Genomic DNA, 14,251 nt, shown 5'->3' with positions numbered 1-14,251 from the left:
ATGCCAACTCAGCCGCAACCTCAATTAACCTCTGTACAGTTACAGCAAATAGCCATGCAAATTAAGCAATGGGGCAAAGAACTCGGCTTTGCACAAGTCGGCATTACTGATACAAACCTAAAGCAGGAAGAGCCTAAGCTGCAATTCTGGTTAGACAGTGAATATCACGGTGAAATGGGTTACATGGCTAATCATGGCATGATGCGCGCGAGGCCACAGGAGCTTCATCCCGGAACCCAGCGCGTTATCTGTGCCAGAATGGACTACCTACCACCCGAAGCCGGTTTTGCTACTCATTTAAGCGACCCCAATTTGGCCTACATATCCCGTTATGCAGGTGGCCGCGATTATCATAAGTTGATGCGAAATCGTCTCAAAAAACTGGGGGATAAAATAGAGCAACAACTGCTCGAATTAGGTCTGAGCAAACCTAATTTTCGTCCATTCGTCGATTCCGCACCTATCTTAGAACGGCCGTTGGCTGATAAAGCCGGAATAGGCTGGACAGGTAAACACAGCTTATTACTCAATGATCAGGCGGGTAGTTGGTTTTTTCTAGGTGAGCTGTTGGTCGATCTGCCGCTACCCATAGATATCCCAATCAAAGAAGACTGTGGTAGCTGTGTCGCCTGTATCAAATCTTGCCCAACCAATGCCATTGTTGCGCCCTATATCGTCGACGGACGCCGCTGTATCTCTTACCTAACAATCGAATTGCAAGGGGCTATTCCCATTGAATTTCGAGAACAAATAGGAAACCGCATCTATGGTTGTGATGACTGTCAATTGGTGTGTCCGGTCAATAGCCAAGCGCCTCTAACTCAAGAGAGCGACTTTCATATCCGCGATACCTTAAAACAACCTCAATTACTGACGCTATTTAGCTGGAGTGAAGACCAATTTCTGCATAACACTCAAGGGAGTGCTATTCGACGCATTGGTCACCAACGCTGGCTACGTAATATCGCGGTAGCCTTAGGTAACGCTCCCTACAGTGCAGACATTGTTGCAGCGCTACAGAGTAAACGAGAGCAAGTTGACGAACTGGTATGCGAACATATCGACTGGGCTCTGGCACAACAAGCGATTAAACAGCAGGATCAAAATCTTACATCCATTACTAACCGTAAAACCCAAAGAATCATTCGTGCCATCGAAAAGGGTCTGCCTCGCGATGCCTAAATTTTTGAGTCTATAGCCAACGTCATTTTACACTTGCCAAAAAGCGCAGCCGATTGTAGCTTCGGCTGCGAGAACATGGATATTTATACCCATATTTTTGGCTTCCAACTTCTGCGTTAATGGCCTTACAAGGGACTAACCATTAGATCATCTACCGCCTTGAAAGAGTTGCCAAAAAACACGCTGAGTAGAGCACTTTCTTATAATGATTAGCATTACTCAAATAAAATCAGTCGATTAACCACATGGGTCTAAAGTGCCATTGCTGTATTAGGCAAAATTTCGCAAGTTCTCACTATGAACAACTTGGAAGTTTAGCCAATGCCAAAACGCTTTTTTAATCTATTAATAAAACAGCTTTCCAGCCTATGGATCTTGCTGCTCATAATCGCTAGCGCCCACGCCGCTCAGGCAAATGAATACCAACCCCTTAGCGACTTTGGTGAGAATCCAGGCGAGTTGACCGCCGACTACTTTGTACCAGAGAATTATAACCATCAGGCACTGGTGGTATTACTTCATGGATGCGTACAACAAGGGATTACTCTGGCTAACGATAGTGGGCTCACCTCACTGGCGCAACAACATCATTTTGCCATATTGGCTCCACAACAGAGTTATGAAAATAATGTAAAGGCTTGTTTTAACTGGTTTTCAAACCAAGATACCCAGTTAGATAGTGGAGAGATGCTATCAATCCACAATATGATCAGCGCAGCACAGCAGCGACTCGAAGCCAAACAAGTCTACTTAGTAGGGCTTTCCGCAGGTGGTGCCATGGCCAGTGCCCTTCTGCTCAACTATCCACAACAGTTCCAGGCTGGGGCAATAATCGCAGGACTCACTTATCCCTGTGCTGATAATCTCACAAAGGCGATCTCCTGTATGAAATCAGGCCCCTCTTATTCAATACAAGAGTTAGTGACTCACGCAAAAGACCTGCACCCACAACAGCAGAGCTGGCCTTCACTCTCAATTTGGACTGGCACCAAAGATCTAGTGGTGAATCCGGTTAATTCGGAGAGATTGGCACTACATTGGGCTGAACTCACTCAAGCCAAACCTGTAGCCAATTCAAATCCCCGATCGGGTATTCACACCCGCACCTGGGAAAGCCGTACCACAGCAACCCAAATTTCATTGACTGAAATAGATAATATGGGGCATGGAATTGCGGTTAATCCAGATATTCAAAATGGTGGGATAGAAGCGCCATTTTTACTTAAAACCCCCATCAGCACCATGGTAGAAATAATTAAAAACTGGAATATATAACTGGCAAAAATATATTAAATAAAAGTGTAAAACCCTTTAAAAAACATAAGAAGCAATAAATTTAAATAACACATACTACTATAGTACCGATTCAAATTTTGAAAAATTACTATACAGTCAATGTGAACAATAAATAAGTAGTAAGAAACAACCTTAAAATAAATACTACAACGGGAACCTGTATGAACCAGAATAAGATAAAACTCAGCTGCCTTGCTTTAGCTATCTCATCTGCGTTATTGACCCAGCACGCTATCGCGGCCGAGGAAAACAATAACACCGAAGCTAAAAAAGCCACCTTAGAACGCATTGAAGTAACGGCACGTAAAACAGCCGAAAGCCTACAAAATGTCCCAGTGGCTGTTACCTCAATCAGTAGCGACGAACTTAATGATAGCGGTATTAGCGTCATGACTGAAGTTCAGCAGTTTTCTCCTAACACCACCTTACAAACCAGCCGTGGTACTAACTCTACCCTTACCGCATTTATCCGTGGTGTAGGCCAGGAAGATCCGCTTTGGGGTTATGAGCCTGGCGTCGGTATCTATATTGATGATGTATATGTTGCCCGTCCACAAGGTGCAGTACTGGATATTTTGGATGTACAACGTATCGAGGTTCTTCGCGGCCCACAAGGTACCCTATACGGTAAAAACACCATTGGTGGCGCAATTAAGTATGTCACGAAAAAAATGACTGGCGATGCCGAATTGAGCCTTAAAGGGACTGTAGGGAGTTATGCTCAAAAAGACCTTAAAATTGCTGGCCAATATCCGATCATCGACGACAAATTGTATTTTGGCTTTGCTGTTGCAAGCTTGAATCGCGATGGCTTCGGCGAGTTCATCACCTCAGCACTTCCAGATCAAGATACTGAAAACTATAACAAAGATGTATTAGCTGGCCGTGTTAGCTTAGAATATACTCCTACCGACAGCCTATTTATGCGTTTGACTTACGACAAGACTAAAGATGAGTCGAACGCCAAAGGCGGTTATCGTATCCTGCCGAGCTTGCTAACTAATGCGCCAGTACCAGATAGCAAGTATGACTCGTACACCAGTATGCCTACTTGGAACAAGGTAGAAACTGAAGGTTGGGGCCTTACCTTAGAATACGATCTCAATGAGAATTGGGTCTTAAAATCGGTTACCGCATCACGTGAAAGTTACTCACCAACGAACATCGATTTCGATAATACCAGCCTGCGTATTTTCGATGTTCCCGCCATCTATGATGATTCACAGTTTAGCCAAGAACTTCAGGCCAACTACGTAGGTGACGATCTGACTCTTGTTACTGGCTTATACTACTTTACCGGTGATTCATGCGGTAAGTTTGATGCTATCCTCGAAGAGGCTTTTAAAGCGTTCGGCGGTCTAACTCGCGAAGTCAGCGGTTGTAACAACAGTGAAAGTTATGCGGCTTATGCCCAAGGCTCTTACGATATTACCGAGCAACTATCACTGACGTTAGGTGCACGATATACCCGTGAAACCAAAGAAGCGACAGTAAACAACGGGGTTATTTTCGATAGTATCTACCCAGAAACAGGTTGGTACCCTGGCTATGTTCGTGATGAAGCCTTAATCGACGCCAGCATTCCAACCGTCCTCGACGATGAAGAGACTTGGTCACGCTTTACGCCACGACTCGGCTTAGAATACCAAATCAACGATGACATGATGTTATTTACCAGCTACTCACAAGGTTTTAAGTCAGGTACTTTCAACCCACGAGCCACTACAGCAGAGCCTGCGGTTGATCCAGAAGTGGTTGATTCTTATGAGCTAGGTATTAAAACTGAGTGGAACGATAATCTGCGTATCAACGCAACGGCATTCTATCTAAACCATAAAGACAGACAGTTCGTCGCCGTGTTACCCGGTGCCACCGCTGCCGATCTTAACCAACGTTTAGGTAATATTGGTACCTCAACCGGTACTGGTCTAGAACTGGATGTCGAATATGCTGCCACTGAGTCACTAAATCTGTTCGCAAGTTTAGGCTTAATCGACACTTCATTTGAAGAAGTGATCTCATACGATGCTAACGGTAATAAGCAAGATATCAGTGATACTTACACCATTACCAATACTCCAGATACCACAGCTAACGTCGGTTTCAACTACACCTTAGATACAGACATCGGTACTTTTGTGGCTAACGGTAACTACTACTATCGTGGTGATTATGACCTCGCAGTAGTAGACAACCTACTTAGCCAAGACGCTTACGGTCTACTAAACCTAGGTTTAAACTGGTATAGCAACGATGGTCATTGGAACGCTGGCGTTCACTGGAAGAACGTAACCGATGAAGAATACCTAGTAGGTAATTATGCTTTCGTAACCCCAGATACCAACGGTGGATATATCCCAGGATTGGGTGGTGATAATACATTAATTGGTTATTATGGCGACCCGCAGACAGTTTCACTAACCCTTGGGTATATTTTTTAAAAAATAATTTGATATTTAAATTAATAAAGCCGACTTAATTAAAGTCGGCTTTTTATTTAAAACACCAATAACGACTGGTAATTATTTCTAAGAAGATTAAACTGACAATAACATTATTTAAATGGAGCAGATAATGTCTAACATAAAAGTGGCTATTGCAGATGACCATCCTTTATTTCGAGCCGCATTAACACAGGCTGTTCTAAAAAGCTTTAAAAGTGCAGATATATTAGAAGCTGAAAACTTCAAAGATTTAATTAGCGTCGTCGAGAAAAATCCTTCGATTGAAATTATTTTTCTCGACTTGCATATGCCTGGCAATGATGGATTTACCGGCCTAACTCTACTACAAAACCATTTTCCCGATATCGTCGTGGTGATGGTGTCTTCGGACGATCAGCCTGAGATCATTCGCAAAGCCATCAATTTTGGCGCCAGCGCCTTCATACCTAAATCGGCCAATCTTACTGAGATAACCACAGCTATAGGCAAGGTACTCGATGGCGAAGTCTGGTTACCTCAGCACACAGACATCACAGTCGATCAACAAACGGCCGCCGAACATCAACGCCTAGCCAAACAGTTAGCCCAGCTGACACCACAGCAATATACGGTGCTGGCTTGTATCGCTAATGGCCGATTAAACAAGCAGATAGCCTATGATCTCAATATCAAAGAGACCACAGTCAAAAAGCATGTTTCTGCTATTTTGCTCAAATTAGAGGTGTATAACCGAACCCAGGCAGGTTTGGTGTTTCAGCAGCTGATGATCACCTCAAACGAAAACCAGCAGATCAGCGCTTAATACCAATCGGTATAAAAAAGTGCACTACTCAGCGTGTTTTTTGGCAACTCATTCAGGGAAATAGAAGATGGAATGGTTACTCCTTTGTGCAGCCATTCAACGCAAAAATAGGAAGCCCAAACACGCCTAACCGGCAAGTTTTAGCACTTCTGATTCTGTGTTAACGAGTTTGACCGTAGAGCAACTATGCGCTTCACTCGTTGCAATCAACACGGATGTTGTGAGTGTCTTTTATGCAGGAGCAATTAAGGACAATCAACAGGGATGTTGTGAGTGTCTTTTATGCAGGAGCAATTAAGGACAATCAACAGGGATGTTGTGAATGTCTTTTATGCAGGAGCAATTAAAGACCTTGCCTCAGAAACGCTAAATTCTCACTGAGCGATCACATCTTTATAATGATTGGTATCGTCAAAATAAGTGGAGGCATTCGCCTCCACCATTTTAAGCTAACTGCTTAATTATCCTCTTTAAAGCAATACCTTTCACAGGCTTACGCACAAAGCTAAACCGCGCATTACTGGTATGTTGCCTCACTCGCTCGGAGGGATCGGCCGAGCAGATAAGACACATGGGTTTATCGGCCGCTAAACTTGGGCTATTACGCAACAGATGCTGTACCAGATCGACGCCGTTATGATCGTCATCAAGATGATAATCGGCAATAATTAACTTAGGCGGCGCACACTGTTGCAGTAACAACTCAGCACTGGCTTGGTCTTTAGCCGCAATCACCTCACAGCCCCAATCACTCAAAAGCGAAGAGATCGCTTTTAGCATGAGCTCATCGTTATCAATCACCAACACCTTAATGTTCATCTGCTGCTGATTAAAATCATCTTCGACAGGGAAGTTGACCACATTTGAAACGCGAGGCTGAGATTGAATCCTCGGTACCTCAACACTAAAACAGGTTCCCTTACCCACCTCTGAATGCAATGTGATCGACAAGCCAAGCAGTTTAGCTATTCGATCGGATATGGCTAAGCCTAAGCCTAAACCCGGAATTTCACGAGTCTGCTCTAAGCGCTCAAACTCTTGAAATATCGCTTGCTGTTTCTCCACAGGGATCCCCGGACCATTATCCCAAACTTGAATAACAATGCTGTGCTCTAGCCTTCTGACACCCAGCAAGACTTTAGGCACAAATGTCGATGTCAGATTATTTTGAGACGAGATACTCTCAGCGATAGATTCTCCGACACTCTCACCAACAATATGCTGATAAGCTTGATTCATCGCCCCAGCCGGAGAGTAATGAAACGCATTGGAGAGGAAGTTTTGAATAATACGTCGCAAAAGTCGCTGATCGCTTTCAACAAAACAGGAACTGGTTTGATAACTAAAGTCGATTTGTTGCGACACCGACAACGCCTTAAACTCGTTTACCAGCGTCGAGAGAATATCATCAATAGCAAACTGACCCAGTTCAGCCTTTTGTGAATGGCCGTCGAGACGGGAGATCTCAACCAAATCTGATAGCAGGCTTTCTACCACATTAAGCGAGTCTTCAATATGGGTCGCCAAGTCGTGCACTTCAGGTGAATTTGCGCGCTGCTTGAGCATATCGGTAAACAAGGTCAATGCATTAAAAGGCTGCATTAAATCATGGCTAGCTGCGGCTAAGAAGCGAGTTTTACTGCTATTGGCCGCTTCCGCCTCAGCTTTGGCTTTAGCCAGTTCTTGAGTACGACTGGCCACCCGGCGCTCGAGACTTTCGTTAGCTTGTTGTAGGGCTTTTTCGGCCTCAATATGCGCAGTAATATCGGCGAAAGTACTCACAAATCCACCACCTGGCATGGCTTGGCCGCGGATCTCCAGTACCTTACCATCGAGCATGGTCCGCTGGAAATAATGAGGGCTCCCCGAGCGCATGTGCGCCAATCGCTTCTCTACCAGCTCATGGGCTTCGTCACCGACAATAATGCCGCGATCTATGTTGTATCGCAGCAATTCTTCGATGGGGATCCCCGCTTTGACATATTCGGGAGGATAATCCAATAACTCAATATAGCGCCGGTTCCAAGCAACCAAGCGCATGTCTGCATCGACTACGCTGATGCCCTGCTCGATATTTTCTACTCCAGACTGCAGCAGCTCACGATTGAATTCAAAGATCTGGCTGGCTTCATCGACAATACTCACCACATCTTCTAGAGGCACATGCTGCGAGCGGGACACGGCATTCATTACCATCCTAGTCGAAGCCGAGCCTAACACCCCTGAAAGCTTCAGCCGTGTATGTTCAACCAGATTGTCGATACTAACGTGCTTACCAGCTTGCTTGGCGCGCGCCAATAACTCATCGGCTTCCTGTTTATTGATAAAGCGATGCAACAAACTGGCTAAATCTTCCACCGATAAATCACGTTCTAACAGCACCTGTTTGCGGTTAACAAACAGATCTGCCTGTAGCATTTCACCGACAGTGTTTTGTTTAAGCAGCGAAATTATCATAAAACAGCCAATATTAGCCGCCAAACTGAAAACCACACCATGACTTATATTATCTAAGCCACTGATCCCAAATAATGCCGTCGGCTTTAACCAATCAAAACCCAACAGGCCTGCATTAACCCAATGTGCATCCGGAAACGTCGCAGGAAGCAATAAGGTATATAACCAGACAACAGAGCCTACTAGCATTCCGATGAAGGCACCTTGGGTCGTCGCATTGCGCCAATAGAGCGCGCCTATCGCAGCCGGAGCAAATTGAGATAACAATACAAATGACAATAAGCCAATTGAGGCCAAATGATTCTGTTGATCGATATAACGTTCAAAACCAAAGGCTGACAGCAAAATAATCGCTATCGAGAATCGTCTTAGATTCAACAAAATTCCCGCTAACTGCGGGGTTTTCTGCGAGCTAAATCTCGGCAGACGAAGCAATAGCGGTGTGATGATTTCGGTTGAGATCATAGTGCTCAGTACAATAGCAGCCACAATCACCATGGCGGTTGCCGCCGCCAAACCACCGATATACACCAATATCCCCAACCAGGCTTGCTGATAAAACAACGGCAGAGTTAACACATAGGTATCGGCATCGACACTGCCGCCGGGGAAAGTCAGTTGTCCGGCGATGGCGATGGGCAGAACAAAGACATTGATCAATAGCAGATAGATAGGCACCATCCACCGCGCTAGCTTTAGCTCTTTTTGATGATGATTTTCAATCATCATCATGTGGAACTCTTGCGGCAAAGCATAGATAGTGATGGCACCAAGCAACACTTGTGACAAGGCTAAGTAAAGCGAGCTGCCATGGGACACTTTAGGTAGGCTCTGACCTTGAGCGAGCAGATCATTAAAACCATCAAACACATAAAATGTAGCGAAAAATCCCACCGCAGTCAGTGCAAATAACTTCACTATCGAACTAAAGGCAATTGCCAATACTAACCCAGGGTTATGTTTATTGGCCGCAAGCTGACGAGTACCAAATAAGATACTAAATAAAATCAACACTATCGTTACCACAAAGGCGGTACTGATCCCCGACTGATAAGTGCCAGTGACGAGATCGAAAGAGGTACTGATAGCCCTTAACTGCAAAGCAATATAAGGAATAGTGCCTAATAAAGACACTATCGCCACACTGGCGGCTATTTTGGGCGAGCGATCGTATCGACAGGCAATAAAGTCAGCGATAGAGGTGAGGTTTTGGCTTTTAATGATCTGCAATGTGCGCATCAACACCGGCCAGGCAAACACAAAGCAGATTATCGAGCCAATATAGATTGGCGCTAACCAGGCTCCGGTTGTGGCCGCTTGACCAACGGTGCCATAGAAGGCCCAAGTGGTACAGCACACGCCTAAGGATAAACTATAAATCCAAGGCCGATGACGCCAGCGACTAACGCTTTGATTTTGTCCCCACTGAGCTACAACAAACAACATCGCCAAATAAGCGATAGAGATAAAGGTGATTAACCAAGTATCTACAGACAACCAAGCAAGCAAGAGATTCCCCAAAGATTTTCTTATTATTATCTGCTCAACCTACACTAGCCAGATTAAATGATAAAGAGTTGTTAAATCTTAAATTTGCTGCAGTGCACTAAGGTAGTACTTATTTCTGCAGGGTCATCAGATAACCTAGCTTCAGTGTCCATTTCAGGTTAAAGAATAATTACACAATGAAAATAACCAATAAATATTTAGTCGAAGGCCTAGTCTTCACTAGTTATGTTTTATTTGCCATGGCCTGGGTTGGCGGAACTGCAAGCATGAATAGCATAATGCAGTCGATGCATATTGATAGCCTAGCTTCAGCCAGCTTTATCAGTGGTGCCGTCACCTTAGCCAAGATTGTAGGCACCTTTTGTGCGGCTTATTTAACCCTCAAATTTGGCGTCAAATTTGCTTTTTTAATCTCGGCATTGTTGATTGTCACAGGCATCATTACCCCATTTGCGCCTAACTATGAATTACTGCTGCTTAGCCGCTTTTTCATGGGACTCGGTGGCGCCTTCATGATTGTCTATTTCAATCCGATTGTGATGAAGTGGTTTGCGCCCGAAGAACGCCCGGTGATCAATGGTATTAATGCCGTTGCATTTAATGTCGGCACCGCCATTGTACTCTGGGGCATGCCCAGCATTAATCAATTAACCGGTAGCTGGCAAACCAGCTTATTGCTGTTCTCTATCACCAGCTTAGTGTTAGCAATTTTATGGTTATTTGTTAAATATCAAGATGATAATCCGCAAATCAATGCTGGTGACACCCCCGAGGTCATTTACAGTTACCTCGACGGTTTAAAAGATAAATTTAACTGGGTGTATGCGTTAACTTACTCAGGGCTATTATCTTTTTATATCTGTCTGTTTACCTTCTATCCTCAGGCGGGGATAAGTCAAAGTAAATGGGTGATAGGTTTTGGCATCATAGGTACCATTGCCGGGATCCTTTATAGCCGTAAGCAGCCCCTGCGTTTACCGGTTATCCGCAGTAGCGGTGCCATTATTTTTATCACCATTTTAGGACTCAGCTTCTGTCCAATCCCTTGGCTACAAACCCTGTGTGCCATAGTGCTGGGTTTCTTTATTTTCTTCCCCATTACTGCCTTGGTTTCTATCCCTCACGAATTGCCTAAAATGACCGGCCAAAAAATCACAGTAATATTCAGCCTGTTTTGGTCAATCAGCTATTTGGTCTCAACTATCGTATTATGGATTTTTGGCAAACTGGTGGACATCAACAACGGCGACTATTTAAGCGCATTTATCTTAATCAGCATTCTGAGTAGCACAGTCTTTATTGGTAGCTATTTGTTACCAGAAACAGGGAAAAAACAGGAGTTATCCCCATGCGAGGCGTAGCATCCCCAAAACTTGATGAATTCCTTCAACAGGCAAATCAAAACATTGCGTTAGCAAAAAAGAATAACATTCAGCTGACACCTGCTCTGGCACGTGAAAACCTCAATAAGCTTGGCGGTTTGATGAGCGAGTCGGTGGCTGTCAAATATATAAAAGATAAATATTGGCAGCTCGAAGATAGGATTATTCCTGCCAGAGTCTACAGCCCTGCACCAAAACAAGCCTTGCCGGTAATGGTACATTTTCACGGCGGCGGTCATATGTGTGGCAGTATCGAACTTTACGACCCTATCTGCCGTCATCTGGCTCAAAAAGCCAATTGTGTGGTGATTTCGGTCGATTATCGCTTAGCACCAGAACACCCTTACCCTGCTGGCCTAGATGATTGTGAATATGCCCTTATTCATTACCAAGAATTATTAGATGAAGTTAACCACAATGGTACGGTAACCATCATAGGAGACAGTGCCGGTGGCGCTATCTGCAGTGGATTAAGTATGCGTAGCCTAAGTAACCCTCGCATTCACATTGATCAACAAATCTTGATCTACCCTAGTGTCGATTACACCATGAGTTCAGACTCAATCAAGAGCAATGGCAGCGGATTCTTACTCGAAACCCCAAGAGTGAAATGGTATTTCCAGCACTATTTTCAACATAATGCCCATGATGTGGATTACATCAAGCAGGCATCACCACTACTGGGACCTATCACGAATAAGCTACCTCGAAGTCTTGTGTTTACCGCAGGATGTGACCCGCTAAGAGATGAAGGTGTTGCTTATGTAAATGCCCTAAAACAAGCCGGTGTCGCTGTTGAACATCACCAACTGGATGGCATGATCCACGCCTACATGCTACTGCATGATCTCGTTGAGCAAGAGTGCCTAGAAACTTATCTATCAATTGCCCACTTTATGCAAACAAAAACACAGTAACAGTCATACCCCAACAATAAAGCAGCATGAAAAAAACGCCATAAAGTCAGACTTTATGGCGTTTTTAATTAATGGATGTTATCAGTTAGGACATTGTCCAATCTGATAATAGCCTTCAGCCGTCTCGGCTAAGGTTGTGGTATAGAAGGTATTATATAATCCCATACTTGCACCAGAACCAATGGCGAAGGCGTATATACCATTTGTCGTCGCTCGACCGGCCTGTACGTGGGCATAATTACTCGCTAACACTTCTGTACATGCATAAGTATCGCCATCAGGTGTTGCATCACAAGCATTACCAGTTCCATCATTATCATTATCAGCCTGTGTCGCATTAGCCACATTAGGACAGTTATCGATTCCATCCTCAATGCCGTCACCATCGCTATCGACGACACCGGTATCACCACCGGTATCTCCGCCCGTATCGCCACCAGAATCCCCACCTGTATCGCCAGAGCCTACAGTCGTATCGGAGCACGCTTGCAAAGGCCCTGCACAGCTTGAGTTATCATCGGCAACCCACTGACATTGATCGTTACCAACGGCATATTCACGCATAGTGAACTCGGCTGTACCGAACGCTAAATAACAAGCCGAATAACCAGATCCCCACGTAATGTGCCCGAGGCTAATATGACTGTTGTAGTCATCAGTGCTTCCAGCATCAACTTCAAAATTGATACTTAATTGGCTCGATAATTGTGCAGCATCTGTTGCAACCACTGTCGCCATATTGGTTCCGCCAGGTAAGTTACAAGCCTCTGCACTAAAACTGTCACCTACGATATTTGCCGTTTCTTGAGCGCCATTACTAAAACTCACTTCAACACTGGCGAGATCCAGGTTTACATCAAGTACGGTTCCAGTCACCGTTGCACACTGTCCTAATACACTAGCTTCGACATTAGTTAGCTGCGGCGCAGCAGCGGCAGGCTCAGGCCCGACTCGCACTGTTAATTCAGCAGCTAACCCAGTTGCACTTTGATCGTCAGTGGCCTCGGCCGTGACTTTGTATAAGCCATCGCTTAACACCTGAGTCGTCACGCTAAAGCCACCGTTTGCATCAAAACTGCTCACTGACAATGTTTCAATCAAGCTCGAATCAACACCAACCAATTGATAAATATTAACGACAGCATTTTCCACACTGCCATCTTCATCACTGGCTTCGGCTGATATAGATAAAGCAGCATTGGTTTCAACTGCGGTTAGATTACTCACTGTCGGCGCCGCATTTCTATCTACACGTAAATTGTGTTCAGCAAAATATTGCCCGAGATACATAGCAAAGTTAATACTATCGTTGGCAACATAATCACCCGATGCGCCTGCGCCACCAGACCATGAATGATCTAAACCTTCAAACCACAACATAGCAACACGGTTATCGGTCCAAAGACTTTCTGAGGCCGTATGTCCCACACCATCACTCAAACTGTTACTACCAGAAAGTTGAGAAACGCCATATAAGGCAGCAAACCCGGCAGCATTTTGCTGGTTGTAGCAGGTATTCACTGTGGTATCAGCATCGCCATGGCCAATTATCGCTAGCTGATCGGCGAAATGACTCTTATAACTGCCAGCATAAGATTCACAGCGAGAGACGAATGTTGCCGTTGATACTGATTCACAGGTCGATATCGCACCGCTAGAACTTGTGCCAATTGTTGGACCCGCACTTGGAGCTACCCCAGCAAAGATATCAGGTGCGACACAGGCTGTTTGCGCTGCCATGGCAGCACCGGACGATAGACCCGCTATATACACTTGCTTAGCATCGATATTACGGTTGGTATCTGCAGACATATCAGTGGCGAGTTTGATCAGATTTTTATAGTCACCAGAAGTGCGATTAATCGTCCCCTGCCAATAAGACCAACAACTATAACCGGCTTTATTCATCGCATCAGGCACAGCGATGACTAGGCCATAGGCCTCTGCCGCCTGCTCCAAGTTAGCAGTAAGGTAGTTATTGATTGGCTGAACACAACCATGCAGGACAATAAGTAAGCCTTTACCTTGACCTATGCTTGAGTTGCTATCAGGGGTATAAATATGCACATTATTAAAACCACCAATAGCAACATTTTGTTGCCAACTTCCAGCGAATGTACAGGTAGAAAAAAGCCCAAAAACCAAGACTAGAGTTTGGGCAAACACACGAGAAATTTTCATGCTATCACCTTAGATTTATTATTGTTTGAACAAAACGTTCAAAACTCAACCTAGGTGAATGGTCAAAAGTTAGGTATGGGT

The 14,251-nt window shown here is 44.6% G+C and carries 8 protein-coding genes; 6 read left to right on the top strand and 2 right to left on the bottom strand.

Translation table 11 applies throughout. The features are described 5' to 3' along the window. Nucleotides 1–54: 54 nt before the first annotated feature. The 4 genes from queG to L1D21_RS12365 all read left to right on the top strand — a co-directional run bounded on the left by queG (nt 55) and on the right by L1D21_RS12365 (nt 5,724). Nucleotides 55–1,182 (top strand): tRNA epoxyqueuosine(34) reductase QueG, encoded by a 1,128-nt coding sequence (queG, locus tag L1D21_RS12380; protein WP_239845570.1) that lies wholly within the window; start codon nt 55–57, stop codon nt 1,180–1,182. A 321-nt stretch (nt 1,183–1,503) separates the two neighbouring features. Then, complete coding sequence (locus L1D21_RS12375; protein ID WP_239845569.1) at nt 1,504–2,457, top strand: PHB depolymerase family esterase; 954 nt, start codon at nt 1,504–1,506, stop codon at nt 2,455–2,457. A gap of 182 nt (nt 2,458–2,639) precedes the next feature. Continuing rightward, on the top strand, nt 2,640–4,919 hold the full coding sequence (locus tag L1D21_RS12370) for a TonB-dependent receptor (protein ID WP_239845568.1): 2,280 nt from the start codon (nt 2,640–2,642) through the stop codon (nt 4,917–4,919). 133 nt (nt 4,920–5,052) lie between these two features. Then, on the top strand, nt 5,053–5,724 hold the full coding sequence (locus L1D21_RS12365; protein ID WP_239845567.1) for a response regulator transcription factor: 672 nt from the start codon (nt 5,053–5,055) through the stop codon (nt 5,722–5,724). Nucleotides 5,725–6,168: 444 nt separating this feature from the next. Here L1D21_RS12365 and L1D21_RS12360 read toward each other — a convergent pair whose 3' ends face one another. Then, nucleotides 6,169–9,690: a PAS domain-containing hybrid sensor histidine kinase/response regulator gene (locus L1D21_RS12360; RefSeq protein WP_239845566.1), complete on the bottom strand. Its 3,522-nt coding sequence runs from the start codon at nt 9,688–9,690 to the stop codon at nt 6,169–6,171. Nucleotides 9,691–9,866: 176 nt separating this feature from the next. Between L1D21_RS12360 and L1D21_RS12355 the strand changes: the two genes are divergently transcribed. Beyond that, on the top strand, nt 9,867–11,051 hold the full coding sequence (locus L1D21_RS12355) for an MFS transporter (RefSeq protein WP_239845565.1): 1,185 nt from the start codon (nt 9,867–9,869) through the stop codon (nt 11,049–11,051). Then, complete coding sequence (locus L1D21_RS12350) at nt 11,039–11,989, top strand: alpha/beta hydrolase (RefSeq protein ID WP_239845564.1); 951 nt, start codon at nt 11,039–11,041, stop codon at nt 11,987–11,989. The genes L1D21_RS12355 and L1D21_RS12350 overlap by 13 nt, the downstream gene beginning before the upstream one ends. An 81-nt stretch (nt 11,990–12,070) precedes the next feature. Here L1D21_RS12350 and L1D21_RS12345 read toward each other — a convergent pair whose 3' ends face one another. Next, on the bottom strand, nt 12,071–14,170 hold the full coding sequence (locus tag L1D21_RS12345) for a PHB depolymerase family esterase (RefSeq protein ID WP_239845563.1): 2,100 nt from the start codon (nt 14,168–14,170) through the stop codon (nt 12,071–12,073). Between the last annotated feature and the right edge of the window lie 81 nt (nt 14,171–14,251).

Source organism: Shewanella sp. Isolate11 (assembly GCF_022398315.1).
In the GTDB taxonomy this organism is placed as follows: Bacteria; Pseudomonadota; Gammaproteobacteria; order Enterobacterales; family Shewanellaceae; genus Shewanella.
The sequence above is the reverse complement of the archived record's forward strand: the minus strand, read 5'-3'. Positions and strand labels throughout refer to the sequence as shown.